Here is a 26,346-nt window from a genome sequence, read left to right as displayed (position 1 = left end):
GGCGCGAGCAGACGCAGAATCGCATCAAACGGATGTCAACGATGCGACTCTGTGTCTGCTCGCCGTCAGATCGCGCTCGGCAGCGGTCCGCGGGCCGCTTCGTAGGCCGCCCCTACCCGGTAGATGCGGTCGTCGGCCAGCGCGGGCGCCATGATCTGCAACCCGACCGGCAGGTCGTCGTCGGGCGACAGGCCCGAAGGCACCGACATGCCGCAATGACCGGCCAGGTTCAGCGGCAGGGTGCACAGGTCGAACAGGTACATCGCCAGCGGATCGTCGACCTTCTCACCGAGCGCGAACGCGGTGGTCGGCGTCGCCGGCGACACCACCACATCCACCGACCGGTAGGCCTCGTCCAGGTCACGGGCGATCAGGGTGCGCACCTTCTGAGCCTGGTTGTAGTAGGCGTCGTAGTAGCCGGCCGAGAGCGCGTAGGTGCCGATCATGATGCGCCGCTTGACCTCCGGACCGAAGCCCGCGGCCCGGGTCAGCGCCATCACCTCCTCGGCGCTGTGGCTGCCGTCGTCGCCGATCCGCAGCCCGTAGCGCATCGCGTCGAAACGTGCCAGGTTGCTCGACACCTCCGACGGCAGGATCAAGTAGTAGGCGGCCAACGCGTACTCGAAGTGCGGGCAGTCGACTTCGCTCACCTCGGCGCCCAACGCTGTCAGCTGTTCGACCGCGGCCTCGAAGGAGGTCAGCACGCCGGGCTGATATCCCTCGCCGCGCAGCTGTTTGACGACGCCGACGCGCACGCCCTTGAGGTCACCGGCCGCCCCGGCTTTGGCCGCGCCGACGACGTCGGGCACCGCCGCGTCGATGGACGTCGAGTCCCGGGTGTCATGCCCGGCGATCACCTGGTGCAGCAGCGCGGTGTCCAGCACGGTGCGCGCGCACGGCCCGCCCTGATCCAGCGACGACGCGCACGCCACCAGGCCGTAGCGCGACACGGTGCCGTAGGTCGGTTTGACGCCGACGGTCGCGGTCAGCGCGGCCGGCTGCCGGATGGAGCCGCCGGTGTCGGTCCCGATCGCCAGCGGCGCCTGGAACGCGGCCAGCGCCGCCGCGCTGCCACCGCCGGATCCGCCGGGGACCCGGTCGACGTTCCACGGGTTGCGGGTGGGGCCGTAGGCGGAGTTCTCGGTCGAGGAGCCCATCGCGAACTCGTCCATGTTGGTCTTGCCCAGGATCGGGATGCCTGCGGCACGCAATCGCGAGGTCACGGTGGCGTCGTACGGGGAACGCCAGCCCTCGAGGATCTTGGACCCGCAGGTGGTCGGCATATCGACCGTGGTGAAGACGTCCTTGAGCGCCAGCGGCACCCCGGCCAGCGGCGACGGCAGCCGCTCCCCCGCGGCCACCGCCTCGTCGACGACGGCGGCCGCACCGAGCGCCTCGTCGGCCGCCACGTGCAGGAAGGCGTGGTACCGATCGTCGGTGGCCTCGATCTGGTCCAGGCACGCCTGGGTGACCTCCACCGACGACAGCTCCTTGGCTGCGATGCGGGCGGCCAGCGTCGCGGCGTCGGACCGGATGACCTCGTTCACTCGCTGTCCCCCAGGATCTGCGGGACCGCGAAGCGACCGTCGACGGCCGACGGCGCCTCGGCCAGCGCTTCGGCCTGCGTCAGGCAGGGCGCCGGCTCGTCCGGGCGGGTGACGTTGACATCCTTGAGCGGGTTGTCGGTCGCTTCGACACCGGTGACGTCCACCGCCTGAACCTGGCTGACGTGGGTCAGAATGGCGTCGAGCTGGCCGGCGAAGCTGTCGAGCTCGCTATCGGTCAACGCGAGTCGGGACAGCCGGGCCAGGTGCGCTACCTCGTCGCGGGAGATCTGGGACACGATCCGAAAGCCTAACCCGCCGTGTCCGTCACGCTCGCGTGACGTTCGCCGACCCGCGTCACGCTGGCGCGACGCTCGGCGGGCAGAACATCGCTGTGCAACAGTGTTGGCCGTGCCCTCCTATCTGTTGCGCATCGAGCTGGTCGACCGTCCAGGAAGCCTGGGGTCGCTGGCGGTGGCGCTCGGTTCGGTGGGAGCCGACATCTTGTCGCTCGACGTCGTGGAGCGAAGCTCCGGATACGCGATCGACGACCTGGTCATCGAGCTGCCGCCGGGAGCGATGCCGGACTCGCTGATCACCGCCGCCGAATCACTGTCCGGGGTGCGGGTGGACAGCGTGCGTCCGCACACCGGTCTGCTGGAGGCGCACCGGGAGCTGGAGCTGCTCGACCATGTCGCCGCGGCCGGCAACACGGCGTCCAGGCTGCAGGTGCTGGCCAACGAGGCGCCCAGGGTCCTGCGCGTCAGCTGGTGCACGGTATTGCGCAGTTCGGGTGGAGAGTTGCAGCGCCTTGCCGGCAGCCGCGGCGCCCCGGAGACCAAGGCGGACACGGCCCCGTGGCTGCCGCTGGAACGGGCAGTGCCGCTGGACAGCAACGCCGAGTGGGTGCCGCAGGCGTGGCGCGACATGGACATGACGATGGTCGCCGCTCCGCTGGGAGACCCGCACACCGCGGTGGTGCTCGGCCGCCCGGGCCCCGAATTCCGTCCTTCGGAGGTCGCCCGGCTGGGCTACCTCGCCGGGATCGTCGCCACGATGCTGCGTTAGCGCGACGGCGCTTTGGATCCGGACATCGCCACCGGGTTGTCGTCGTCCCACAGCAGCAGCTGACGCACCGCACCGCGTGGGCCGTAGGGTCGCAGCATGGTGCTGGCCGGACGCGGACGCACCCGCTGCGGCCACCAGAACCAGCGCCCCAGAAGCCTTGCGACAGAGGGCGTCATGAACGACCGCACGATCAGCGTGTCGAACAACAGGCCGAGGCCGATGGTCGTGCCGATCTGGCCGAGTACCTGGAAACCGCTGAATACGAATGCACACATGGTGACCGCGAACACGATGCCGGCCGAGGTGACCACGGAGCCGGAGCCGGCCATCGCCCGGATGATGCCCGTGTTGAGGCCCGCATGAATCTCTTCCTTGAAACGCGAGATCAGCAGCAGGTTGTAGTCGGATCCGACTGCGAGCAGCAAGATCACGGCCAGCGCCAGCACCACCCAGTAGAGCTGGATGCCGAAGATGTACTGCCAGACCAGAACCGACAGCCCGAACGAGGCGCCCAGCGACAGGGCCACCGTACCGACGATGACGAGCGCGGCGATCAGGCTGCGGGTGATGATCATCATGATCAGCAGGATGAGGCTCAGCGCCGCGAACGCCACGATCATCAGGTCGTACTTGGCTCCGTCCTGAATGTCCTTGTACGTCGCGGCGGTGCCGCCGAGATAGATCTGCGCGCCGGCCATCGGCGTGCCCTTCAAGGCCTCGTGCGCGGCCTTGGCCATCGGGTCGATGTGCGAAATGCCTTGTGGCGTCGCGGGATCACCCTCATGTGTGACGATCATGCGGGCGGCCTTGCCGTCTGGTGACAGGAACAGCTTCAGCCCGCGCTTGAAGTCGGGATTGTTGAACACCTCAGGCGGCAGGTAGAAGGTGTCGTCATTCTTGGCCGCGTCAAAGGCTCGCCCCAGCGCCGTCGCGTTGTCGATCGCCGCCGCGGTCTGCGCGTAGATGCCCGAAAGCGTCGCGTAATTGGCCAACGTCAGATCGCGGTTTGTCTGCTGGCTCTCGATCTGCGGCGGTATCAGCGCCGTCAGTTTTGGTTGCAGCGCATCAAGTTTGTCGAGGGACGCCGTGAGGTTTTCGAACTTTTCGGTGAGCTGGTCGACACCGTCGAGCGCATCGAACAGGGATCTGAACGCGAAGCAGACAGGAATGTCGTAACAGTGTTTCTCCCAATAGAAATAGCTGCGCACCGGCCGGAAGAAGTCGTCGAAGTTCGCGATCTTGTCACGCAGGTCCCGGATCGTGACGAGCGTGTCGCGGAAGCTCTCCGTCTCCTCGTGCGTGGTGCCGGCGAGTTGTTGCTGTAGGACGTACTGCTGCTTGAGGATGTTGATGGTCTTGCTCAGCTCGTTGGCCTGCTTGAGGGCATCGTTGGCCCGATCTTGTTGGTAGGTCAGGTTTTGCTGCTGCGCGGCGCTGGAATTGCTGACCACGAAGGCGAGCGAGCTGTGCACCAGCGGGGTTCCCAACGGCCGGGTGATGGCCTGCACCTGGGCGACGCCGGGCACGTGGAACACCGCCTTGGCCACCTTGTCCAGGATGAGCATGCTCTCCGGATTGCGCATGTCGTGGTCCGTCTCGACCATCAGCAGTTCGGGCTCCAGCCGGGCCCGCGAGAAGTGCTTCTCGGCGGCGGTGTAGCCGACGTTGGCCGGCGCGCTCGCGGGCATGTACGGCCGGGTGTCATAACTCGTCTTGTACCCGGGCAGGGCGATCAGACCGACCAGGGCCAGCGCGCATGCCGACGCCAGAACCGCGCCGGGCCAACGAACGATGGCGGTGCCGATACGCCGCCATCCTCGCGTGCGTATCGCCCGCCTGGGGTCGAAGATGCCCACCTTGGCGCCCAGCGTGAGGATGGCCGGCCCCAGGGTGAGCGCGGCGAACAGCGCAACGAGGATGCCCAATGCGGCGGGAACACCGAGGCTTTGGAAGTAGGGCAGCCGGGTGAAGCTCAGGCAGGCCACCGCACCGGCAACGGTGAGCCCCGAACCCAACACGATGTGTGTCGTGCCGTGATACATCGTGTAGAAAGCTTTTTCGCGATCCTCACCCGATCCACGGGCTTCTTGGTAGCGGCCCACGAAAAAAATGGCGTAGTCGGTTCCGGCGGCGATCACCAAAAGCGTCAGTAGATTCGTCGCGTAGGTCGACAACCCGATGACCCCGGCGTTTCCGAGGAACGCGACAAGCCCTCGGGCGGCCGACATTTCGATCAGGACCGTGGCAAGCACCAGCAGCGTCGTGAGCACCGAGCGGTAGACGAAGAACAACATCACCGCGATCACGCCGACGGTGATCCCGGTGACCTTGGCGGTCCCCTTGCTCCCGACGTCGAACTGATCGGAGATCAGCGGCGCCGCGCCCGTCACATAGGTTTTGACGCCGGGCGGCGGCTTCATGTGCTCGACGATGTCGCGGATGGCGCCGACCCCCTCGTTGGCCAACGCCGAGCCCTGATTGCCCGCGAGGTTCACCTGCACGTACGCGGCCTTGCCGTCGCTGCTCTGCGATCCGGCCGCGGTGAGCGTGTCACCCCAGTAATCCTGGACATGCTGGACGTGCTTTTTGTCCCGCTCGATCTTGCGGATCATCTCGTCGTAAAAGCGGTGGGCGTCCGCGCCGAGCGGTTTGTCACCTTCCAGCACGATCATGGCCGAGCTGTCGGTGTCGAACTCTCCGAACTTCTCCCCGATACGCTTGATCGCCTTGAGCGACGGGGCGTCGGGCGAGTTCAGCGCCACATTGTGGGTCTTGCCAACGTCTTCCAGTTGCGGCACCGCGATGTTGGTCAGGGCGGCCAGGGCCAGCCAGAACAGCAGGATCGGCAGCGCCAGCCGACGAATGGTGCGCGGCACAGAAGTCCGCGGCTGTTGATCGTTGCTCATCCAGATTTATCCAGACAGAAGGTGTAGGCGTCGACTTTGTTAACCGTGCGTTGGTCTTTCACTTCACCGTTGACGGTGATGCGGCAGCCCAGTGTGTTTCCGTTGCCCTGTGCGACGACGTTGCCGATGACCGCGGGCTCTGTGGTGGTGATGGTGAACGACCACGGCAAGGTGGCGTCTTTGACCTGTTGCGGTTGGGCGTTGACGTCCAGGTAGTTGATGGTCGCGGTCGCCCCCGGGGCCCCGAACACTTCGAGGACCACCTGCTTGGGGTTGAACGGGACGATCTCGTTGGCCAGCCCGCTATTGGCCGACGTGGTGTCGTGCGAGCCGAAGATTCCGTGCAGCCGATAGATCCCGAACCCCGCGAGCGCGACGACGAGCACGGCGACGATCACCATCCACCCTCGCCTGACCAGGGATGCCATCGAAAAGCCTTTCACCCGTTAGCCTTTCGAATATCGGGCGACAGGGCGCCCGATATTCGGGCGCGGCTGCCAACGCCATAAGCGTGATCGACAGCTATGACAGTACGGTACGGGACCGTACTCTACAAGGGCGCGCGCTCACATATTTCCCCGACCGGGGCGGGCGCGGGCATGCATGCGGCGCCGCTACCCGGCGGGCTTGGTCAGGCCCGGGATGAGGAACCCGTCCACAAACGCCCGCACGGTATGGCGGGTCGGCGGGCGCCCGGGAATGATCGATCGGAAGATGAGATAGCCGGGCAACAAGTCCCACAATTCGTCGCTGATGACGGCTTCGGCGATCTCGCCCCGGGCGACGGCCTGGCGCAGCACGTGCTGGATCAAGGCTTTGCGTTGGTCGAGGAATTGATGTTGCAGGGCGTCGTTGAGCGCCGCGTGGCGCGACACCTCGACCATCACCGCGCGGATGGTGCTGGCGTGCTGCCCGCACTCCTGGGTGATGGTCTCCCCCAGGCTCAGCAGGTCGCCGCGCAACGTGCCGGTGTTCGGCGGGACGGCCACCTGGCGGACGCCTTCGATGAACGCGGCCAACACCAGCTCGGCCTTGGAGGGCCAGCGCCGGTACACCGTGGCCTTACTGGCGCGGGCGGCATTGGCCACCGCGTCCACGGCCAGCTGGTCATAGCCGTGCTCCTGCAACAGCCGCAAGGTCACCGCCAGTATCTCGGCCTCGCGCGGCGACCACGGCGATGCGGGCCCGCACTCCTCGGCCGTCTGGGTCATACGACCCACGATAGAGCCGCCCGATACGTGCGGCATCGATATGCCCCTTATCGGAAGGTCATGAGCGCGCGTTCGATGTCGGCGACAAGGTCATCGGTGTCTTCGATGCCCAGCGAGATGCGCACGAACCCGTCGGCGACGGCATCGCCCCAGCGGGCCCGCCGGTCCACCGACGTGTGCAGGCCACCGAAGCTGGTGGCGACGATCAGCAGCTCGCTGGCGTCGACGAGCGCCTGCACCGCGGCGGCATCGGCCAGTTCGACCGAGAGTAGGCCCCCGAATCGGCGCATCTGCGCCATGGCCACCGGATGCGCGGGATCGTGCGCCAACCCCGGATAGCGCACCGCGCGCACCGCCGGGTGGCGCGCCAGCATCGTCGCCACCGCACGGGCGTTCTGGCATTGGCGCTCGAATCGCAGTCCGGCAGTTTGCAGGCTGCGCAACAGAAGCCATGCGTCGAACCCGCCCAGGACCGCGCCGGCGACCAGACGTTGGCGCTCGGCGGCGGCGAGTAACTCCGGCTGGCTGGTGGCGATGTAGCCGGCCAGCAGGTCGCTGTGACCGGACAGGGCCTTGGTGGCGCTGGCGACCACCGCGTCGGCGCCCAACGACAGCGGCTGCTGACCCAACGGGGTGGCGGCGGTGTTGTCGACGACCAGGCGCGCGCCGCGACCGTGGCAGATGGTGGCCAGCCGGTGCAGGTCGATCACGTCCAGCGCCGGGTTGGTGGGGGTCTCGGCCAGCACGACATCGGCTCCCGCTGCGGCGTCATAGATCTGCGAGCTCGACGCCTCGATCACCGTCACCCCCGCGGGCACCAGATCCTCGGTGGCGTGGCGGCGCACCTGGTAATAGCCGTCGGCCGGCACCACCACCGTGGATCCCGGCGGAGCCCACGCCCGCAGCGCTGCGCTGACGGCCGCCATCCCCGAGCCGTACACCAGGGCTCCCTCGGCCCCCTCCAACTCGGCCAGCGCCGACTCCAGTTGCCGCCAAACCGGATTGGAGCTGCGGCCGTAGCTGTCCAGCGTTTCGTTTGACGACAGATGATACGTGGCGGCGAGCACCGGCTGCGGCGCGACCGGCTGACCCGAAACCGGTTGAGAATTCACGGCTTTGAGGCTGCGGGTGGAATCACCGTAGCGACCGCTCATCGGCTTATTCCGCCGGTGCTTCCGGCGGGCCGGCGGGCCCCTCTGCCAGCAGCTGCCGGAAGCCGTCCTCGTCGAGGACGGGCACCCCCAGCTCGACGGCCTTGTCGTACTTCGACCCCGGCGAATCGCCGGCCACGACGTAGTCGGTCTTCTTCGACACCGACCCGGCGGCCTTGCCGCCGCGCGCCAGGATCGCCTCCTTGGCGTCGTCGCGCGAAAAGCCGGCCAGCGACCCGGTGACGACCACCGTCAGTCCCTCCAGCGTGCGCGGCACGCTGGTGTCGCGCTCGTCGGCCATCCGCACGCCGGCGGCCCGCCACTTGTCGACGATCGCGCGATGCCAGTCGACGGTGAACCATTCGGTGAGCGCGGCGGCGATCGTCGGGCCGACCCCCTCGACGGCCGCAAGCCGCTCGGTCGATGCCGACATGATGGCTTCCAGATCGCCGAACTCGGTCGCCAGGGCGCGCGCCGCCGTCGGCCCGACGTGCCGGATGGACAACGCCACCAAAACCCGCCACAGCGCAACCTGTTTGGCCTTGTCGAGGTTGTCAAGCAGCCGCTTGCCGTTGGCGGACAGGGCCCCTGCCTTCGTCCGGAAAAGCTCGGTGCGCAACAGGTCGGCCTCGGTCAGCGTGAACAAGTCGCCCTCGTCGGCGATCACTTCTGCCTTGAGCAGCGCGACGGCGGCCTCGTAGCCGAGCCCCTCGATGTCGAACGCCCCGCGACCGGCGACGTGGAACACCCGCTCCCGCAGCTGCGCCGGACAAGAGCGGGCGTTGGGACAGCGGATGTCGGCGTCACCCTCCTTGGCCGGGGCCAGCGGGGTGCCGCACTCGGGACACGTTGTGGGCATGACGAATTCGCGTTCGGAGCCGTCGCGCAGGTCGACGACGGGCCCCAGCACCTCCGGGATCACGTCGCCGGCCTTGCGGATCATTACGGTGTCGCCGATCAGCACGCCCTTGCGCTTGACCTCGGCGGCGTTGTGCAGGGTGGCCAGCCCGACCGTCGACCCCGCCACCTTCACCGGCGTCATGAACGCGAACGGGGTGACGCGCCCGGTGCGCCCGACGTTGACGCGGATGTCGAGCAGCTTGGTCTGCGCCTCCTGGGGCGGGTACTTGTAGGCGACGGCCCAGCGCGGCGCGCGCGACGTCGTCCCGAGCCTGCGCTGCAACGCGACGTCGTCGACTTTGACCACCACGCCGTCGATCTCGTGCTCGAGGTCGTAGCGATGCTCGCCCCAATAGCCGATGCGTTCCTGGACCGCGGCGAGGCCGCGCACACGTGCCGTTTGTTGCGCCACCGGCAGCCCCCAGGCCTTCAGCGCGGCGTAAGCCTCGTGCTGGGTCTTCGGGGCGAAACCCTCGGTGCGACCGATGCCGTGGCAGATCATCCGCAACTTGCGCCGAGCCGTGACCGCCGGGTTCTTCTGGCGCAGCGACCCGGCGGCGCTGTTGCGGGGATTGGCGAACGGCGCCTTGCCGTCCTCGACCAGGCTGGCGTTGAGCGCCTCGAAATCGGCGAGCAGGAAGAACACCTCGCCGCGCACCTCCAGCAGGTCCGGCGTCGGGAAGTCCTTGGCGGCGGACAGCCGCTCGGGCACGTCGTCGATGGTGCGCGCGTTGAGCGTCACGTCCTCGCCGACGCGGCCGTCGCCGCGGGTCGCGGCGCGTTCCAACCGGCCGTCGCGGTACACCAGCGACAGCGCCACCCCGTCGATCTTGAGTTCACACAGGTAATACGGCTCCTTGCCGACCTCGTTCTCGACGCGATTGCTCCAGGCGACCAGCTCGTCGCGGTCGAAGACGTCATCGAGGCTCAGCATCCGCTCCAGGTGCTGTGCCTCGGCGAAGTCGGTGGCGAAGCCCGCCCCGCCGACCAGCTGCGTCGGCGAATCGGCGACCCGCAGCTCCGGGTGGCGCTCCTCCAGCGCGAGGAGCTCGTTGAACATCGTGTCGAATTCGGCGTCCGAAATGATCGGCGCGTCCTTGATGTAGTAGCGAAACTGGTGTTCACGGACCGATTCAGCCAGGTCCTGCCACTGCCGCCGAACCTCGGGCGCCACCGAATCAGCTTCTGCTGAGCTCACCTTGGCAGGCTATCCGAGAACACCGACGCAAAACCCGATCGGCCGCCTATTCGATGGCGTCGGGATCCTCGGCGAACATCTGGGCGGCCTTGCGGGCGAGCTCGATCGCGGTGCGGGCCCACTCGGGCGTGGCGCCGGCCAGGCCACAGGCTGGGGTGACGCCGATGCGTTCGCGTAGCGCCGAGCGGGCGAACCCGAGGCGATCGGTCACCGCGACCACCGCCGCGGCCACCTGCTCCGCCGACAGCCGCCGCGACGGGGCGCTCGTCGCGACGACGCCCAGCGCGACGGCGCGGTCCGACTCGACGAATGCGGCGATACCATCGAGATCCGCCGCGCGCAACGTGCCCGCGTCCACCGACACCGCACCGAACACGCTGCGCTGCAACAGCTCCCAGGGAATGCCGGGCGCACAGCAGTGCAGCAGCACCTCACCGCCCACCGTCTGCGCGCACACGTCGAGCAGGCTGCCGGCCACCGCCTCGTCGAGCGGCGCGACCGGGCTGAGCGCGGTCACCCCGGGAAGGCCTCCGCCCAACGCTTTTGGCAGCGACGGCTCGTCGAACTGGACCACCACCGGGGTTTCGAGGCGCCGGGACAGCTGCGCGCGGTGCGCGGCGACGCCTTCGGCCAGCGACGCTGTCAGGTCACGCAGCGCGCCGGGGTCGGTGATCGCCCGGTGCCCGTTGGCCAGCTCGACCTCGGCGGCCAGCGTGATGGGCCCCGGCGCCTGCACCTTGACCACCCGGCCGTCATTGCGCAGGCCGGCGGCCTCCCAGACCTCTTCCAGCGCGTCCATGTCCTCGTCGAGCAGGCTGATGGCACGGCGCGTGACCGCCCCCGGGCGGGTGGCGAGGCGGTAGCCGCGCGGCACCGTGTCGATGGCGACGTCGACCAGCAGCGCCCCGGCCCGCCCCAGCAGGTCGGCGCCCACCCCACGGGCGGGCAGCTCGACGATGTGGGGCAGCGCGCCCGCCAATTCGCCGACGATCACCGAGGCGGCCTCCCGCGCGGCGATGCCCGGCCAGGAACCGACGCCGCTGGGCCCCGCGAAAACACTCACCGGCCAACCGTATTCGACGTCCCCCGGGCCGCCGGTCGGCAGGGGCTGTGTGCCGACGGGCAGCGCGGGTAGGTTCAACTCCAAAGGGGTGCAAAAACGGTGTCGCAGAGGACGAAGTGGGCGAGGCTACCGCTGTGCTGCGGGGCGGCGCTGCTGGCGGTGTCGTGCACCCGGATGGTGGACGGCGCGGCGCTGGCGGGGCCCGACGCCAACCGCAGGGTGGTGCAGGGCGTCAACGTCGACACGATCCTGCTGGACCAGTCGCGGATGCGGGCGATCACCGGCGCCGGTGAACACCTGACCATCATCCCCTCGATGGACGGCACCAGCCCGGTGAACATCGACGCGCTGGCCGAGACCGCGCCGCGGGAGTGCCGGTTCATCTACGACGAGACGGCCACCTTCGGGACCGAGCTGGAGGCGTTTCACAAGACGACCTTTCAGGACCCACCCGACGGTGCGTTGATCTCGGAGGGCGCCGCGGCCTACCGCGATGCCGACACCGCGCGCACCGCCTTCAACGCCTTGGTGGGCACCGTCGGGGACTGCGCGAACGGCTCGGGCGGGCGGCTCTACGTCGGCGACTGGAACACCGACGGCACCTCGCTGCACCTGCGGCCCGGTGGCTGCGGCCGCGACTACCGGCTCCTGTCGGTGGCCATGCTGGAAGTCACCTTCTGCGGCTTCGCGCAGTCGGTGTCCGACATCGTGATGACGAACATCGCCGCGAACATGCCACGTTAGCCCGACGTGGTGGCGATGACGGCGCTGCCGAGCACCTCGTCCCCGTCGGGATCGCGGCGGTACAGCACCAGCGTCTGGCCCGGCGCGACACCGCGCAACGGGACGCGCAACCGCACGACGAGTTCGCCATCGACGAGTTCGGCCACCGCGTCGGCCGTTTCACCGTGAGCGCGCACCTGAACCGCGCACTCCACGGGACCCGACGGCGTCATACCCGAGGTGAATACCGGTGCCCGCCCGACCAATTCGCGCACCTCGAGGTCGGCCGCGGCCCCCACCCGCACGGTCGCGGTCTCGGCGTCGATCGCGGTCACGTAGCGGGGCCGACCGTCGGGGCCGGGCCCGGCGATGCCGAGCCCTTTGCGCTGGCCGATGGTGAAACCGTGCACCCCGTCGTGCTCGGCGAGCACCGCCCCCTCGGCATTGACCACGGCGCCGCGGCGAATCCCGATGCGCGCGCCCAAAAAAGCGCGGGTGTCGCCGGAGGGAACGAAGCAGATGTCGTGACTGTCGGGCTTGTCGGCGACCGCCAGGCCGCGCCGGGCGGCTTCGGCGCGGATCTGGGACTTGGGGGTGTCGCCGATCGGGAACGCCGCGTGGCGCAACTGCTCTGCGCTGAGCACGGCCAGCACGTAGGACTGGTCCTTGTCGTGGTCGACGGCGCGGCGCAGCCGGCCCCCGGAAAGCCGGGCGTAGTGGCCGGTGACCACCGTGTCGAACCCGAGCGCCACGGCTCTCGCCGACAGCGCCGAGAACTTGATTTTCTGATTGCACACCACGCACGGGTTCGGGGTTTCGCCGCGGGCGTAGGACGAGACGAATTCGTCGATGACGTCCGCCTGGAACTTCTCCGCGAAATCCCAGACGTAGAACGGTATTCCGAGCACGTCGGCGACCCGTCGCGCATCCGAGGCGTCTTCCTTCGAGCAGCATCCCCGCGAGCCGGTGCGCAGCGTGCCGGGCGCGGTCGACAGCGCCAGGTGCACGCCCACCACGTCGTGTCCGGCGTCGACCATCCGGGCCGCGGCGACCGACGAGTCGACGCCACCGCTCATGGCAGCAAGCACTTTCATTCAGGACGCTCCCGCGGCGGCCAGCGCCGCCCGACGCGCACGATCCACCGCCCCGGGTAGCACCCGCAGCACCGCATCGACGTCGGCGTCAACACTGGTGTGCCCCAACGAGAGTCGCAACGATCCGCGCGCACTGGTCGGGTCGGCCCCCATGGCGGTCAGCACATGCGAGGGTTGGGCGACACCGGCGGTGCACGCCGAACCGGTCGAGCACTCGATGCCGTTGGCGTCCAGAAGCATCAACAGCGCATCGCCCTCGCAGCCACGGAACGTGAAGTGCGCGTTGCCGGGAAGGCGCAGCGGGTCGCGGGCGCCGTTGAGGCTGACGTCCTCGATGCCGCCGAGCACGCCATCGACGAGCCGGTCCCGCAGCGCCCGCAGCCGGGCGCTGTTGACCTCGAGCCCGTCGACCGAGATCCGGGCCGCCGCGGCCATTCCGACCGCGCCGGCCACATCGGCGGTGCCCGAACGGATGTCACGCTCCTGCCCGCCGCCGTGCGCGAGCGACACGCACGCGACGTCGCGGCGCAGCAGCAGCGCGCCCACGGCGGCCGGGCCGCCGAACTTGTGCGCGGTCACACTCATCGCCGACAGCCCGCTGGCGGCGAAGTCGACGGGCAGCTGCCCCACCGCCTGAATGGCGTCGCTGTGCATCGGCACGCCGAATTCTGCTGCGACGGCGGCGAGTTCGGCCGCCGGCATCACGGTGCCGACCTCGTTGTTGGCCCACATGACCGAGACGAGCGCGACGTCGTCGTGGCGGGTGAGCACCTCGCGCAGCGCCGCCGCCGACACCGAACCGTCGGCCGCGGTCGGCAGCCACGTCACCTCGGCGCCTTCGTGCTCGACGAGCCAATTGACCGAGTCCAGCACGGCGTGGTGTTCGACCTCGCTGGTGACGATGCGCCGGTGCCGGGGCTCGGCGTCGCGGCGGGCCCAGTAGATGCCCTTGACGGCCAGGTTGTCGCTCTCGGTGCCGCCCGCGGTGAAGATCACCTCCGAGGGACGCGCCCCCAGCTTGTCGGCGATCAGTTCACGGGATTCCTCGATGCGGCGCCGCGCCGCCCGGCCGCTGGTGTGCAGCGAGGAGGCGTTGCCCACCGTGCCCAGCACGGCCGTCATCGCCTCGACGGCGGCGGGGTGCATCGGGGTGGTGGCGGCGTGATCCAGGTAGACCATGACGCGACCCACGATACCGGCCCACCGGTGGGCTCAGGCCACCAGCACGCGCCCGTGACCAGCGCACCGGGGCGTCCCGGCACCCACCGCCGACTGGCAACGGCCGGCCAGGGCGCGCCGATCGGTCCCCGGGAGCTGCAGAGACTCGACGTGCACCCGCGCCAGCGTGCGCCGCACGGTGAGCAGCCGGCGGATCGAGCCCAGCAGGGTCTCGTCGCCGACGAAGGCCGGCACCGTCGAGGGGCTGCCGTCGACGTGGTGGTAGGTCAGGCGCAGGGGCTGCACCGGCCGGCCGGCGTCGATCGCGGCCTGGAACATGGCCGGATAGAACGCCCCATTCTCGCGGCCACACCACGTGGTGCCCTCCGGAAACGCCACGACCGTCTGGCCCTCGCGCAGCCGGCGGGCGACGGCGTCGACCACGCCGGGCAGCCGCCGCAAACTGGACCGCTCGATCGGGATCACCTTGCACATGCGCGCCACGATCCCGGTCGCCGGCCCGGTGAACATGTCGGCACGGGCGACGAACGACCCGGGCAACACCGAACCGATGGCGAAGACGTCGAGCCACGACATGTGGGGGCTGACCACCAGCACACCGCGCAGGTTACGGATCGGGTTGCCCGACACCGCAATCCGCACACCGAAACAGCGCAGCACCAGGCGGCAATAGATGCGCTGCACGCGGGTGCGGCCCGGCAGCGGCACGGCCAGCAGCGCCAACCCCGGCGCCAGCAGCAGCGCCAGCAGGAGGCGAAGCGCCACCCGCAGCGCCACCAGCGGCGGGCGGGAGGCGGCCCCGACGCAGCCGGCGTCGCACGATGCGCGCGGCAGCCACGAATGCCCGGCGCCGGCCGGGGCGCTCATCGCTGGGCGCCCGCCATTTCCGAGGCGGCCGACACCGATCGGAGTCGCTTGAGGTAGCGGGTGTCGGCATGCTGTTTGCCCAACAGCACGCAGAAGTCGCCGACACCGAAATCCGGGTCATGCGCGGGTTCCCCGCACACCCGAGCGCCCAGCCGCAGGTAACCGCGCATCAGCGCCGGGACCGACGGCCGCGCGGGCGCTGGGATGTCGTCGAGGGCGGTCCCGTCGACGACGACGGGCCGGAGGGGCCGCACCCGGTACTGCGGTGGCGCCCCGTGTCGGGCCAGGACCACGTCGCGGACGCCGCGCAGCCGGCTGCCCACGGGCCGGTCGCCGGGCTCGCCGCCGATGGGCACCGAGACGCAGCCGGTCACGTGGTCGTAGCCGTAGCGATCCAGATACGCCAGGATGCCCGCCCACATCAGCAGCACCACGCCGCCGTTGCGGTGCCCGTCGCGCACCACCGCGCGGCCCATCTCCACCAGGGACGGCCGCAGTGGGTCGAAGGTGCGGATGTCGAATTCGGTGGCGGTGTACAGGCCACCGGCCGCGATGGCGCCCGCCGGCGCCAGCATGCGATAGCAACCCACCAGCTCGCCGGTGTTGTCGTCGCGGACCAGCAGGTGGTCGCAGAACTCGTCGAAGCGGTCCTCGTCGCGCCGGTCCGCTCCGGGCCCGCCGTCGGTCGGGAGGGCGAAGCCCGGGGTGCTGGTGAAGACGTCGTAGCGGAGTCGCTGCGCCGCCTCGATCATGCCGGGGTCGGTGGACAGCAATAGGGAGTAGCGCGGCGCGGCCGACGGGCCGATCGCCGCGCCGCTGGTCGAATCGGCAGGGATGAGGACGGAAGCGATGCTCATGGCACCCAACGTGGCGTAGCCGATGAGCTGGTCGGCATCGGCGCTGTGACGTGTCGGTGCACGTCAGATGACGAAATGAGACTGATTCGTCCGGCGGCCGCTGGTCCATGTCGTCCCATCGGTCACTCGAGTCACTGGAAGTGGGGATGAGCTTTATGCCCCCGGGCTGGATGCCCCCCGGCTGGCGACGCGTGGGGAACTGTGACACACGGGACGTGCGAAGCGCAGAAGAAAGCCCCCTCAGCGCACACGCGCCGAGGGGGCTTTCGTTGCAGGCTGTCAGCCCTTGCGCGCCTTGATCGCGTCGGTCAGCTGCGGGGCGACCTTGAACAGGTCGCCCACCACGCCGTAGTCGGCGATCTCGAAGATGGGTGCCTCTTCGTCCTTGTTGACCGCGACGATGGTCTTGGAGGTCTGCATCCCCGCGCGGTGCTGGATGGCACCGGAGATGCCCAGCGCGATGTAGAGCTGCGGCGAGACCGTCTTACCCGTCTGGCCCACCTGGAACTGGCCCGGGTAGTAGCCGGAGTCGACGGCGGCGCGCGACGCGCCGACGGCCGCACCCAGCGAGTCGGCCAGGGCCTCGACCACGCTGAAGTTCTCCGCGCTGCCCACACCGCGGCCGCCGGACACCACGATGGTGGCCTCCGACAACTCCGGGCGGTCACCGGCGACCGCGGGCTCGCGGGCGGTGATCTTGGTGGCGTTCTCGGCGGGCGCCGGGACCTCGACGGTGACCTCCTCGCCCGCACCGGCGGACGGCTCGGCGTCGACGGCGCCGGCGCGCAGGGTGATCACCGGGGTGTCGCCGTTGGCCTGGGCCTCGACGGTGAACGCGCCACCGAAGATGGAGTGGATGGCCTTGGGGCCCTCCTTGACCTCGACCACGTCGACCAGCAGGCCGGAACCGATCCGGGCCGCGAGCCGGCCGGCGATTTCCTTGCCATCGGCGTTGGCGGCCAGCAGCACCGCCGCGGGCGCGTTCGATTCGGCCAGCGCGGCGAGCACGTCGACCACCGGGGTGATGAGGTACTTGTCTACGTCGTCGGACTCGGCGACGTAGATCTTGGCGGCGCCGGCCTCCTTGAGCCCGTCGGTCAGCGGGGCGGCCGTGCCCGGCGCCCCGACAACGACGGCGGAGGGCTCGCCCAGCGCGCGGGCGGCGGTGATCAATTCGGAGGTGACCTTCTTCAGCGCACCTTCGGCGTGCTCCACGAGCACCAAAACTTCAGCCATGGGTTATCTCGCTCTTCTCGTCTTCAGGGAACTCGGGGTCAGATGATCTTCTGGGCGACCAGGTACTTGGCGACGTCGTTACCGCCCTCGCCCTCGTCGGTGACCTTCTCACCCGCGGTCTTCGGCGGCTTCGGCGTCGACGACAGCACCGACGACCCGGCATTGGCCAGGCCGACCTCGTCGCTCTCGACGCCGATCTCGGCCAGGGTCAGCACCGTGACCTCTTTCTTCTTGGCGGCCATGATGCCCTTGAACGACGGGAAGCGCGGCTCGTTGATCTTCTCGGTCACACTGACCACCGCGGGCAGGCTCGCCTCCAGGTTGAAGACACCGTCGTCGGTCTCGCGCTCGCCGGTGACCTTGCCGCCCTCGAGGGACAGCTTGCGCAGGTGGGTGAGCTGCGGCAGGCCCAGGTACTCGGCGATGATGGCCGGCACCGCGCCGCCGGTGCCGTCGGTGGCCTCGTTGCCGGCGATGACCAGCTCGGTGCCCTCGATGGTGCCCAGCGCGCGTGCCAGCGCCCAGCCGGTCTGGACCACGTCGGAGCCGTGCAGGCCGTCGTCCTTGAGGTGGACAGCCTTGTCGGCGCCCATCGACAGCGCCTTGCGGATGGCCTCGGTGGCGCGCTCGGGGCCCGCGGTCAGCACCGTCACGGTGCCCTCAGCGCCGCTCTCCGCCTCTTTCTCGCGGATCTGCAAGGCCTCTTCGACGGCGCGCTCGTTGATCTCGTCCAGCACGGCGTCGGCAGCCTCGCGGTCGAGCGTCCAGTCGCCGTCCGTCAGCTTGCGCTCCGACCAGGTGTCAGGGACCTGCTTAATCAGGACCACGATGTTCGTCATGAGTGTGGTTCGTCCTCCTCGAAGGGGTCCGCAGCGCTCGACTGCGGGACCTCGGTACGCGTTTTTCGCAACGCACAGCCGTGTTACTACCCGGTAACTTTGTGCGGTATGCCTTCACACCATAGCTGGTAGTGCTGCAGGTTCTTGCGGCCCGCCTCCCGCTGCGCGAGCGGGGTTACCCACTTTCGTGGTTCGCGAATCCGATACTTCGCGTTAGCCTGCCTATGCAATGAGCGCACCGGTCCCTGACGTTCCCCCGCACTCCCCCGGCGTTACCGCGTCGGCGGGCGATGCGGTGTTGATGCTGACGGGCGAGCGCACCATCCCGGGTTTGGCCATCGAGAACTACTGGTTTCGCCGCCACGAGGTGGTCTACCAGCGCCTTGCCGAGCACTGCGTGGGCCGCGAGGTGCTCGAGGCCGGCTGCGGAGAGGGATACGGCGCCGATCTGATCGCCGGCGTCGCCCGCCGCGTCATCGCCGTGGACTACGACGAGTCCGCGGTCGCTCACGTCCGCGCCCGCTACCCGCGGGTGGACGTCATGCAGGCCAACCTCGCGCAGCTGCCCCTGCCCGATTCGTCGGTGGACATTGTGGTCAACTTCCAAGTGATCGAGCATCTGTGGGACCAAACACAATTCGTCGCCGAGTGCGCCCGGGTGCTGCGCCCGTCGGGGCTGCTGATGATGTCCACGCCCAACCGGATCACGTTCTCCCCGGGGCGCGACACCCCGATCAACCCGTTCCACACCCGCGAGCTCAACGCCGTCGAGCTGGGTGAACTGCTCGTCGCCGGGGGGTTTTCCGACGTGTCGATCAGCGGCCTGTTCCACGGTCCGCGGCTTCAGGAGATGGACGCCCGCCACGGCGGCTCGATCATCGACGCGCAGATCGCGCGCGCGGTGGTCGATGCACCGTGGCCGCCCGAGCTGGCGGCCGACGTCGCGGCGGTCACCACGGATGACTTCGAACTCGTCGAGAGCGGATCCGGCGCTGCCATCGGCCGCCACATCGACGACAGCCTCGATCTGATCGCGATCGCGGTAGCGCCGTGAACTCAACGCAAGACCGGGTCCCCGGCCTGTTCACCCTGGTTTTGCACACCCATCTCCCGTGGCTCGCCCACCACGGCCGCTGGCCGGTCGGCGAGGAATGGCTCTATCAATCCTGGGCGGCCGCCTACCTGCCGCTGATGCGGGTGCTGAACACGTTGGCCGGCGAGGACCGGCGGGGACTGATCACGCTCGGCATCACACCGGTGGTGAACGCGCAACTCGACGACCCGTATTGCCTTGGCGGCATGCATCATTGGCTGGCGAACTGGCGGCTGCGGGCGACGGAAGCCTCTGCGGCGGCGAGTGTGCGCTCGATCGCCCGATCGAAGTCGGCCGGCTATCAGTCCTGCACCCCGGAGGCGTTGCGCGCCTTAGGCGTTCGCGAATCGGCTGAGGCGGAGCGCGCCCTCGAGGACTTCGCCACCCTGTGGCGGCACGGCGGCAGCCCGCTGCTGCGCGGCCTGCTCGACGCCGGCACGGTGGAGCTGCTCGGCGGGCCGCTGGCCCATCCGTTCCAACCGCTGCTCGCACCGCGGCTGCGTGAGTTCGCCCTGCGCGAGGGTCTCGCGGACGCCCAGCAGCGGCTGGCACACACCCCCAGCGGCATCTGGGCGCCCGAATGCGCGTACGCGCCCGGGCTGGAACACGACTATGCCGCCGCCGGAGTCACGCACTTCATGGTCGACGGCCCGTCGCTGCACGGCGACACCGCGCTGGGCCGGCCCGTCGGCGACACCGACGTGGTGGCGTTCGGGCGCGACCTGCAGGTCAGCTACCGGGTGTGGTCACCGAAGTCCGGCTACCCCGGGCACGCCGCCTACCGCGATTTCCACACCTATGACCACCTCACCGGGCTCAAGCCGGCCAGGGTCACGGGCCGCAACGTGCCCTCGGAAGGCAAGGCGCCCTACGACCCCGAACGCGCCGACCATGCCGTCGACGTTCACGTCGCCGACTTCGTCGAGACGGTGCGCAACCGCCTGACGAGCGAGTCCGCGCGCCTCGGTCGGCCCGCGCATGTGGTCGCCGCCTTCGACACCGAACTGTTCGGCCACTGGTGGTACGAGGGCCCGACGTGGTTGGAGCGGGTGCTGCGCGCCCTGCCCGAGGCCGGCGTGCGGGTCGGCACCCTCAACGACGCGATCGCCGACGGGTTCGTCGGCCACCCGGTGGCCCTGCCGCCCAGCTCGTGGGGTTCGGGCAAGGATTGGCAGGTGTGGGCCGGCGACCAGGTCGCCGACCTGGTGCAGCTCAACAACGAGGTCGTCGACACCGCGCTGAGCACCGTCGACAAGGCGCTGTCGCAAACCGCGACGCTGGACGGGCCGATCCCCCGCGACCACGTCGCCGACCAGATCCTGCGCGAAACGCTGCTCACCGTCTCCAGCGACTGGCCGTTCATGGTGAGCAAGGACTCGGCCGCCGACTACGCCCGCTACCGTGCCCACCTGCACGCGCACGCCACCCGTGAGATCGCGGGGGCGCTGGCGTCCGGGCGGCGCGACACCGCGCAGCGCCTGGCGGAGGGGTGGAACCGCGCCGACGGACTCTTCGGCGCCCTGGACGCCCGCAGGTTGCCCCGATGAGGTGGACCACGAAGTGAAAATCCTGATGGTGTCGTGGGAATACCCGCCGGTGGTCGTCGGCGGACTCGGCCGGCACGTGCATCACCTGTCCACCGCGCTGGCGGCCGCCGGCCACGACGTCGTGGTGCTGTCGCGCCGCCCTACCGGAACCGATCCACGCAGCCATCCGTCGTCCGACCAGATCAGCGAGGGCGTCCGGGTGATCGCGGCCGCGCAGGATCCGCACGAGTTCGCCTTCGGCACCGACATGATGGCCTGGACGCTCGCGATGGGGCATTCCATGGTCCGCGCCGGGCTGACGCTGAAGAAGCCGGGCACCAACCACGCGTGGCGGCCCGACGTCGTGCACGCCCACGACTGGCTGGTGGCCCATCCGGCGATCGCGCTGGCCCAATTCTACGACGTGCCAATGGTTTCCACGATCCACGCGACCGAGGCCGGCCGGCATTCCGGCTGGGTCAGCGGTGCGCTGAGCCGTCAGGTGCACGCGGTCGAGTCCTGGCTGGTGCGCGAATCCGACTCGCTGATCACCTGTTCGGGATCGATGGCCGACGAGATCACCGAACTGTTCGGCCCCGGGCTGGCCGAGATCACCGTGATCTGCAACGGCATTGAGACGGCGCGGTGGCCGTTCGCGGCGCGCCGGCCGCGGACCGGGCCGGCCGAACTGCTCTACCTGGGGCGGCTCGAATACGAGAAGGGGGTGCACGACGTCATCGCCGCGCTTCCGCGGATCAGGCGCACCCACCCCGGAACCACGCTGACCATCGCCGGCGAGGGCACCCAGCAGGGCTGGCTCGTCGAACAAGCGCGTAAACACCGGGTGCTCAAAGCGATTCGGTTCGTCGGGCACCTCGAACACGCGGAGCTGCTGGCCGTCCTGCATCGCGCCGACGCCGCGGTGCTGCCCAGCCACTACGAGCCGTTCGGCATCGTGGCGCTCGAGGCGGCCGCGGCCGGCACTCCCCTGGTGACGTCGAACATCGGCGGGCTGGGCGAGGCGGTGATCGACGGTCGGACCGGCGTATCGTGCCCGCCCCGCGACGTGACCCGGCTGGCCGCGGCGATTCGCACCGTGCTCGACGATCCGGACGCCGCACAACACCGCGCCCAGGCCGCCCGCGAACGCCTCACGTCCGACTTCGATTGGCACACGGTGGCCGACAAGACCGCGCAGGTGTATCTGTCGGCCAAGCGCGGCGAGCGCCAGCCGCGCGCACGGCTCCCCATCGTCGAACACGCCTTGCCGGACCGGTAGCAAGCTTTCTAACGTTTCAGGCATGGGCCTGGACTATTCGAGCGTGGTGCACGCGCCGATCACCGACGTCTTCGACTGGCATGCCAGGCCGGGTGCCTTCCACCGCCTCTCGCCGCCGTGGCAGCCGATGCGCCTCGTCGCCGAGGCGTCCTCGCTCGAGGACGGGCGGGCGACGCTGGCGCTGCCCGGCGGTCTGCGCTGGGTCGCCGTGCACCAGCCGGACGGCTACGACCCGCCACGCCGGTTCGTGGACGCGATCGGTGGTGACGGCCTGGCCACGCTCCCGGCACGAACGGCGGTGCGCTGGCGCCACACCCACGAGTTCGAAGACCTCGGCGATGACCGCACCCGGGTGATCGACCGGGTCGACACCGGAGTGCCCGGATCGCTGTTGCGGCCTATGTTCGACTACCGGCACCGCCAGCTGGCCGATGACTTGGCCGCCCACCGACTCGCCGCTGAGAACGGCCTGAAGCCCTCCACGATCGCCGTCACCGGATCGTCGGGACTGGTCGGTTCGGCACTGACGGCGTTTCTGCGCACCGGCGGGCACCGGGTCATCCAGCTGGTCCGGCGCAGCCCACGCGACACCGGGGAACGCCGCTGGGATCCCGACGATCCCGACCCGCGGCTGTTGGCGGGCGTGGACGCGGTCATCCATTTGGCGGGAGCCTCGATCGCCGGGCGGTTCACCGAAAAACACCGGAAAGCCATCCGGGACAGCAGGATCGGCCCCACCCGCCGGCTCGCGGAACTGCTGGCCCGCACCGACCCCCGGCCCGCCGTCCTGATCTCGGCTTCGGCGATCGGCTATTACGGATACGACCGCGGCGATGACACGCTCGCCGAGGACGGCGATCGCGGTGACGGATTTTTGGCCGACGTGGTGGCCGACTGGGAGGAGGCGACCACACCCGCGCAGCGGGCGGGGCTGCGGGTGGTGCGGGTGCGCACCGGCATCGTCCAATCGCCGCGCGGCGGCACCCTGAAGTTGATGCGCCCGCTGTTCAGCGCCGGACTCGGGGGCCGGCTGGGCGACGGCAGGCAATGGCTGTCCTGGATCGGGATCGACGACCTGGTCGATGTGTATCACCGCGCGCTGTGGGACACCACGCTCTCGGGGCCCATCAATACCGTTGCGCCGCAACCGGTCCGCAACAACGAGTACACGTCCACCTTGGCGACGGTGCTGCACCGGCCGGCGGTGTTGCCGGTGCCGCCGTTGGGGCCACGCCTCCTGCTCGGCGGGCAGGGCGCGCGCGAACTGGCCTGCGCGAGTCAGCGAGTGGCTCCTCGCAAGCTCGTCGGGGCCGGGCACCGGTTCCGCCAACCCGATCTGGACCAGGCGTTGCGTCACCTGTTGGGACGCACCGGTTGACCGGGACTAGGGCACCCGCCGGACGGTGAGCGGGCCTTCATAGAGGTCACGGCTGATGGCCTCGACGCACGACCGCGCGCGAAGGACCGGGCTCTGGGTTCCCCAGGTATGCAAGAAGCCGTCGACAAGGTCGGCCAGCGCGGCCGCCGAACTCCACCGCGGCGTCCACCCCAGAACGCCACGCGCGCGCTCGGTGGCCAACAACGGCAGCGAGAACGCCATGTCCAGCCAGCCGCGGTCGAGGGGCTGCAACCTCGCCCGCCACGACGCCTCCACCAGCAGTCCCAGCACCGACGAGGGCACGTGAATCGGGCGCGCCCGTAACGCCTTTGCGATGTCGTCGCGGCCGACCGGCGGCTCGGCGGCCAGGTTGAACGGGCCCAACGCGCAACCCTCGATCGCCTTGACGCACGCGTCGGCGACGTCGTCCGCGTGCACCACCGACACGCGCAGCGAGCGGTCCAGCGGGAGCAGCGGCAACCAGCGCACCCATTGCGGGTCCACGTAGGCGGGCAGCGTGTAGCGCCGCAGGCCCAGCGCGGCATCGCGCTGCAGGATGAAACCGGGCCTCATCCGGGTGATCCCGACGCCGTCGGGGTTGTGCCGCTCATAGCCGTCGAGCATGTGTTCCACCGCGGACTTCGCCCTGCTGTAGGCGGAGGAGGGTATGCCCGCGGTCGAGAAAGTCTCGTCGACCTTCTCCCCATATCGCCCGGCGGCGTAGGTCCCCACCGATGACATGTGCAGCAGGTGAGGCACTTTGGCGTTGTGCGCCGCACTCAAGACCGCTGCGCTGCCGTTGATCGCGACGGCGTCCAGGTACCGCCTGTTGCGGGTGGGCTGGAATCCCCACGCCAGGTGGACCACGCACGCGGCTCCGCGAAAGACGTCGAGCAACTGGATCTCAACGCCGGGGTCGGCCAGGTCCACCTCGTGCCAGCGGACGGACCGATAGACGTCGTCCGGAGGCGGTCGCCGCCGGGTGATTCCGACGATGTCATAGTCGGGGCCGTCTTCGGCGAGCCGGCGCAGCAAGGCGGTGCCGACGTTGCCGCTGGCACCGGTGATCACGATGCGCTTGGACACCGGCTACCTCCTTTCCTGCGCTCGGCTACTCCTCGGCGTCCCTGCCGTCACGGCTCTCCCGGTATGCGCGGGCGCGCAGATCGGCGAGCCACCGCGGGTGCAGGCTCACGCCGGGCGCGGTGTTGACGACGGGATCAAAGGACACGTCCCGGTGTTGTTCGTCGTCGAGGACGGCGGTCAACGTCAAGTGGCCTAGTGGGGTGAAATGCCCTCTGCCGCAGGCTTGGTCGAGTGTGATTTCGATATTGCCGCGTTCGAGACGGTTGCGGACGTTGTCCAGCGACAAGCCGAGGCCGTCGATGTCGCCCGGGGTTCGGGCCCGAAGCCACCAGTTGTTGTTCTGATAGTGCAGCGGCATCAGGGTGGCCAGGGTCTGGCCGTTCCACGACGCGGTCGGCCGCAGCGCCACCGCCCGGGACAGCACCCCCGAACCCGCGGACACGAGCAAGATGTCCCACGGCTTTCCCGCCGGCTCCGGCGGCGTCAACCGGAAGGCCAGGCCGGCGAAGTCGGGCAGCGGGCCGGGTGTGCCGCTGGCCTTGGATATCCGGGCAACGATCTCCGACGACGGGATCGGCAAGCCCTGACCCGCCGGGGCGATGCGTTCGATGTGGCCTCGTGCCAGCACTCCGGTCGGATGAAAGAGCCGTTTGCGCCGGATCGCCGAGCCCCACTGGAAGGGCACCGCCACAAGATCTAAAACGTTCACCGGCGGCGGATTCCCGTTCTGTGGCGGCGGAAACGCGCCGCGCGGGGTGTGTTGCGTGTCGGCGGGGCGGCTACGGCTCCGCAATGGCGCGAGGAATGCTGTGCCAGTTGATCATGCGGAGCGCGGGGAGCTGTTGTTGCCCGGTGGAGGAGTGGCTGTCGATGTAGATCTGCGCCATCACCGCCTGCCACGACTCGAACTGCGGCGCGGACCTCCACATACCCTCGTAGAGGCCGACGATCACGGCGCTGTTGTCGTCGGTCAGCGCGTAGACCGGGCCGCCGAAGTCACGGCCGTCCACGAGCATGTCCGCCATGGCGAAACGGCCGTTGGTGACCGCGCCGACGGAGCCGCAGCGTTGGCCGGTCGAGCGGCGCAGCTGACACACGGGCAGGCCTGGCTGCGCGCGCAGGCCGGGCGTCGAGCGCAACTGGCGGCCCGTGGGCAACAGATCCGAGGCCGTGACATTGCTTGCAAGGGCGATGACTTCGTACTCCACCGGAAGCATCGTGGTGTCCGCGGCCGAATCCGTGTCGACCTGCCGTCGGCCGAGGACCACGTCGCCGATCGGCTTGCGGTCGCGGTCGGTCACCATCGACTGGCCGCCGTCGCATTGCCCGCTGGTCAGGGCGATCCGCAGCCGCGGCTCGACCATTCCGACCATGCACACCGTGTTGCCCTGACGAATCTCCATCCCCGGAAACACCGTGACTCCGGGGTCGGCGCCGGCCCATCCCGGCGCGCCGATCAGCACCATCGTGGCAGCAGGAGCAACCGCAAACCGGCTCCAGCGGCGGCCGAGCTTTTCCATTGGGCCGCACCACCCCTCGCGTCCGTCAAGGGATTCGACACGCTTGTTTCGTGGCCCGCGTATACCCGGCGCCTGCGCGACCAAACACACTTTCATCAGCCGATTCACCAGCGGCCCGGTCCCGGTGCTCACCGGCCAGAAGACAAAACTCTGCCGCTGAGGCGATGACGGCGGCACTAGGCTGCTGTCAGGTCGAGTTCACAGCTGCGTCGTTAGCGGGAGCGGTGTGTAAAACACTGGTCACTCCCGTCTCACCACCATCGATAGGCGCTTGGAATGGCTGCTCTTCATTCCGCGAATTCCGCCGACCGACAAGATCCCGCACCCTGCCGTCCCATGGCCCGGTTCGCCAGGGCCCAGGTGTTCGTCTATGCGCGCTGCGTGGACACCGTGGTACGCGCGTCGACGGCGAGATCGATGCCGCGAATGCGAAAGACCTCACCGCGGCCTTGCGCAGCGTCGCGTCGTGATCCGCCGGCGTTAAAGCACTGCACACGTTGGCGTTTCGGCGTCTCAACCCGATCCTCCCGAACGTCGCACGCCGAGGCCGGCGGCGCCGCGCCGGCCGGCGCGCGCCCGCCTAACTTCAAAAAATTAATGTTTAAGTTATTGAACGAGGTGGTATGTC

Annotated in this window: 23 protein-coding genes; 6 read left to right on the top strand and 17 right to left on the bottom strand. The window is 69.4% G+C overall.

Going from position 1 to position 26,346, the window contains the following annotated elements; translation table 11 throughout:
* Positions 1-65: 65 nt before the first annotated feature.
* Complete coding sequence (gene gatA, locus ACZ50Z_RS02810; RefSeq protein ID WP_464482177.1) at positions 66-1,547, bottom strand: Asp-tRNA(Asn)/Glu-tRNA(Gln) amidotransferase subunit GatA; 1,482 nt, start codon at positions 1,545-1,547, stop codon at positions 66-68.
* Positions 1,544-1,843 carry an Asp-tRNA(Asn)/Glu-tRNA(Gln) amidotransferase subunit GatC gene (gatC, locus tag ACZ50Z_RS02805; RefSeq protein WP_009952003.1) on the bottom strand — a complete coding sequence of 100 codons (300 nt, stop codon included), beginning with the start codon at positions 1,841-1,843 and terminating at the stop codon, positions 1,544-1,546. The genes gatA and gatC overlap by 4 nt, the downstream gene beginning before the upstream one ends.
* 112 nt (positions 1,844-1,955) lie before the next feature.
* Between gatC and ACZ50Z_RS02800 the strand changes: the two genes are divergently transcribed.
* Positions 1,956-2,612: an ACT domain-containing protein gene (locus tag ACZ50Z_RS02800; RefSeq protein WP_464482176.1), complete on the top strand. Its 657-nt coding sequence runs from the start codon at positions 1,956-1,958 to the stop codon at positions 2,610-2,612.
* On the opposite strand, the gene ACZ50Z_RS02795 is transcribed toward ACZ50Z_RS02800, so the two are convergent.
* The 6 genes from ACZ50Z_RS02795 to ACZ50Z_RS02770 form a co-directional block, all read right to left on the bottom strand.
* Complete coding sequence (locus tag ACZ50Z_RS02795; RefSeq protein ID WP_464482175.1) at positions 2,609-5,518, bottom strand: MMPL/RND family transporter; 2,910 nt, start codon at positions 5,516-5,518, stop codon at positions 2,609-2,611. The genes ACZ50Z_RS02800 and ACZ50Z_RS02795 overlap by 4 nt on opposite strands.
* Positions 5,515-5,946, bottom strand: coding sequence for an MmpS family transport accessory protein (locus tag ACZ50Z_RS02790; protein WP_464482174.1), 432 nt, complete (start codon positions 5,944-5,946; stop codon positions 5,515-5,517). Before ACZ50Z_RS02790 ends, ACZ50Z_RS02795 begins: the two co-directional genes overlap by 4 nt.
* Before the next feature lie 186 nt (positions 5,947-6,132).
* The gene (locus tag ACZ50Z_RS02785) at positions 6,133-6,741 is read right to left on the bottom strand and encodes a TetR/AcrR family transcriptional regulator (protein ID WP_464486064.1); all 609 of its coding nucleotides are present in this window, start codon (positions 6,739-6,741) and stop codon (positions 6,133-6,135) included.
* A 35-nt stretch (positions 6,742-6,776) separates the two neighbouring features.
* Positions 6,777-7,883 carry a cystathionine gamma-lyase gene (locus tag ACZ50Z_RS02780; RefSeq protein ID WP_464482173.1) on the bottom strand — a complete coding sequence of 369 codons (1,107 nt, stop codon included), beginning with the start codon at positions 7,881-7,883 and terminating at the stop codon, positions 6,777-6,779.
* 4 nt (positions 7,884-7,887) lie between these two features.
* Positions 7,888-9,978 (bottom strand): NAD-dependent DNA ligase LigA, encoded by a 2,091-nt coding sequence (gene ligA, locus ACZ50Z_RS02775; RefSeq protein WP_464482172.1) that lies wholly within the window; start codon positions 9,976-9,978, stop codon positions 7,888-7,890.
* A 46-nt stretch (positions 9,979-10,024) separates the two neighbouring features.
* Positions 10,025-11,041, bottom strand: coding sequence for a uroporphyrinogen decarboxylase/cobalamine-independent methonine synthase family protein (locus ACZ50Z_RS02770; RefSeq protein WP_464482171.1), 1,017 nt, complete (start codon positions 11,039-11,041; stop codon positions 10,025-10,027).
* Between the two features lie 174 nt (positions 11,042-11,215).
* On the opposite strand from ACZ50Z_RS02770, the gene ACZ50Z_RS02765 reads away from it, so the two are divergent.
* Positions 11,216-11,785 (top strand): sensor domain-containing protein, encoded by a 570-nt coding sequence (locus tag ACZ50Z_RS02765; RefSeq protein ID WP_464486063.1) that lies wholly within the window; start codon positions 11,216-11,218, stop codon positions 11,783-11,785.
* Here the strand turns inward: ACZ50Z_RS02765 and mnmA are convergent.
* From mnmA to ACZ50Z_RS02735, 6 genes are all read right to left on the bottom strand, one after another.
* Positions 11,782-12,858 carry a tRNA 2-thiouridine(34) synthase MnmA gene (gene mnmA / locus ACZ50Z_RS02760; RefSeq protein WP_464482170.1) on the bottom strand — a complete coding sequence of 359 codons (1,077 nt, stop codon included), beginning with the start codon at positions 12,856-12,858 and terminating at the stop codon, positions 11,782-11,784. The genes ACZ50Z_RS02765 and mnmA overlap by 4 nt on opposite strands.
* Complete coding sequence (locus tag ACZ50Z_RS02755; RefSeq protein WP_464482169.1) at positions 12,859-14,037, bottom strand: cysteine desulfurase family protein; 1,179 nt, start codon at positions 14,035-14,037, stop codon at positions 12,859-12,861.
* A 33-nt stretch (positions 14,038-14,070) separates the two neighbouring features.
* On the bottom strand, positions 14,071-14,904 hold the full coding sequence (locus ACZ50Z_RS02750; protein ID WP_464482168.1) for a lysophospholipid acyltransferase family protein: 834 nt from the start codon (positions 14,902-14,904) through the stop codon (positions 14,071-14,073).
* Positions 14,901-15,761 carry a GNAT family N-acetyltransferase gene (locus ACZ50Z_RS02745; RefSeq protein WP_464482167.1) on the bottom strand — a complete coding sequence of 287 codons (861 nt, stop codon included), beginning with the start codon at positions 15,759-15,761 and terminating at the stop codon, positions 14,901-14,903. The genes ACZ50Z_RS02750 and ACZ50Z_RS02745 overlap by 4 nt, the downstream gene beginning before the upstream one ends.
* Positions 15,762-16,040: 279 nt before the next feature.
* Positions 16,041-16,997: an electron transfer flavoprotein subunit alpha/FixB family protein gene (locus ACZ50Z_RS02740; protein ID WP_464482166.1), complete on the bottom strand. Its 957-nt coding sequence runs from the start codon at positions 16,995-16,997 to the stop codon at positions 16,041-16,043.
* Between the two features lie 38 nt (positions 16,998-17,035).
* A complete protein-coding gene (locus tag ACZ50Z_RS02735) occupies positions 17,036-17,836 on the bottom strand; it encodes an electron transfer flavoprotein subunit beta/FixA family protein (RefSeq protein ID WP_464482165.1) in 801 nt (266 codons plus the stop codon).
* A 229-nt stretch (positions 17,837-18,065) separates the two neighbouring features.
* Here ACZ50Z_RS02735 and ACZ50Z_RS02730 point away from each other — a divergent pair, with 229 nt between their 5' ends.
* Genes ACZ50Z_RS02730 through ACZ50Z_RS02715 form a run of 4 tightly spaced genes read left to right on the top strand, consistent with a single transcriptional unit; the run spans position 18,066 to position 23,112 of the window.
* A complete protein-coding gene (locus tag ACZ50Z_RS02730) occupies positions 18,066-18,890 on the top strand; it encodes a class I SAM-dependent methyltransferase (RefSeq protein WP_464482164.1) in 825 nt (274 codons plus the stop codon).
* The gene (locus ACZ50Z_RS02725) at positions 18,887-20,476 is read left to right on the top strand and encodes a 1,4-alpha-glucan branching protein domain-containing protein (protein ID WP_464482163.1); all 1,590 of its coding nucleotides are present in this window, start codon (positions 18,887-18,889) and stop codon (positions 20,474-20,476) included. Before ACZ50Z_RS02730 ends, ACZ50Z_RS02725 begins: the two co-directional genes overlap by 4 nt.
* 13 nt (positions 20,477-20,489) lie before the next feature.
* Positions 20,490-21,734 carry a glycosyltransferase family 4 protein gene (locus ACZ50Z_RS02720; RefSeq protein WP_464486062.1) on the top strand — a complete coding sequence of 415 codons (1,245 nt, stop codon included), beginning with the start codon at positions 20,490-20,492 and terminating at the stop codon, positions 21,732-21,734.
* A 22-nt stretch (positions 21,735-21,756) separates the two neighbouring features.
* The gene (locus ACZ50Z_RS02715) at positions 21,757-23,112 is read left to right on the top strand and encodes a TIGR01777 family oxidoreductase (RefSeq protein ID WP_464482162.1); all 1,356 of its coding nucleotides are present in this window, start codon (positions 21,757-21,759) and stop codon (positions 23,110-23,112) included.
* 6 nt (positions 23,113-23,118) lie between these two features.
* Here ACZ50Z_RS02715 and ACZ50Z_RS02710 read toward each other — a convergent pair whose 3' ends face one another.
* The 3 genes from ACZ50Z_RS02710 to ACZ50Z_RS02700 form a co-directional block, all read right to left on the bottom strand.
* Positions 23,119-24,198: an NAD-dependent epimerase/dehydratase family protein gene (locus ACZ50Z_RS02710; protein WP_464482161.1), complete on the bottom strand. Its 1,080-nt coding sequence runs from the start codon at positions 24,196-24,198 to the stop codon at positions 23,119-23,121.
* Between the two features lie 25 nt (positions 24,199-24,223).
* On the bottom strand, positions 24,224-24,907 hold the full coding sequence (locus tag ACZ50Z_RS02705) for a phosphodiesterase (protein ID WP_464482160.1): 684 nt from the start codon (positions 24,905-24,907) through the stop codon (positions 24,224-24,226).
* 70 nt (positions 24,908-24,977) lie between these two features.
* Positions 24,978-25,718, bottom strand: coding sequence for an Rv1815 family serine proteinase (locus ACZ50Z_RS02700; RefSeq protein WP_464482159.1), 741 nt, complete (start codon positions 25,716-25,718; stop codon positions 24,978-24,980).
* Between the last annotated feature and the right edge of the window lie 628 nt (positions 25,719-26,346).

The sequence above is a fragment of the Mycobacterium sp. NTMscope_MAC_269 genome, assembly GCF_976985695.1.
This window is presented reverse-complemented; position numbering and strand designations above follow the sequence as displayed.

Bases quoted from the DNA above. Each gene is read 5' to 3' on its own strand.
- ACZ50Z_RS02795 (WP_464482175.1), bottom strand. From the start codon at position 5,518: ATGAGCAACGATCAACAGCCGCGGACTTCTGTGCCGCGCACCATTCGT.
- ACZ50Z_RS02790 (WP_464482174.1), bottom strand. From the start codon at position 5,946: ATGGCATCCCTGGTCAGGCGAGGGTGGATGGTGATCGTCGCCGTGCTC.
- ACZ50Z_RS02780 (WP_464482173.1), bottom strand. From the start codon at position 7,883: ATGAGCGGTCGCTACGGTGATTCCACCCGCAGCCTCAAAGCCGTGAAT.
- ACZ50Z_RS02765 (WP_464486063.1), top strand. From the start codon at position 11,216: ATGGTGGACGGCGCGGCGCTGGCGGGGCCCGACGCCAACCGCAGGGTG.
- mnmA (WP_464482170.1), bottom strand. From the start codon at position 12,858: ATGAAAGTGCTTGCTGCCATGAGCGGTGGCGTCGACTCGTCGGTCGCC.
- ACZ50Z_RS02755 (WP_464482169.1), bottom strand. From the start codon at position 14,037: ATGGTCTACCTGGATCACGCCGCCACCACCCCGATGCACCCCGCCGCC.
- ACZ50Z_RS02750 (WP_464482168.1), bottom strand. From the start codon at position 14,904: ATGAGCGCCCCGGCCGGCGCCGGGCATTCGTGGCTGCCGCGCGCATCG.
- ACZ50Z_RS02745 (WP_464482167.1), bottom strand. From the start codon at position 15,761: ATGAGCATCGCTTCCGTCCTCATCCCTGCCGATTCGACCAGCGGCGCG.
- ACZ50Z_RS02740 (WP_464482166.1), bottom strand. From the start codon at position 16,997: ATGGCTGAAGTTTTGGTGCTCGTGGAGCACGCCGAAGGTGCGCTGAAG.
- ACZ50Z_RS02735 (WP_464482165.1), bottom strand. From the start codon at position 17,836: ATGACGAACATCGTGGTCCTGATTAAGCAGGTCCCTGACACCTGGTCG.
- ACZ50Z_RS02730 (WP_464482164.1), top strand. From the start codon at position 18,066: ATGAGCGCACCGGTCCCTGACGTTCCCCCGCACTCCCCCGGCGTTACC.
- ACZ50Z_RS02715 (WP_464482162.1), top strand. From the start codon at position 21,757: ATGGGCCTGGACTATTCGAGCGTGGTGCACGCGCCGATCACCGACGTC.
- ACZ50Z_RS02700 (WP_464482159.1), bottom strand. From the start codon at position 25,718: ATGGAAAAGCTCGGCCGCCGCTGGAGCCGGTTTGCGGTTGCTCCTGCT.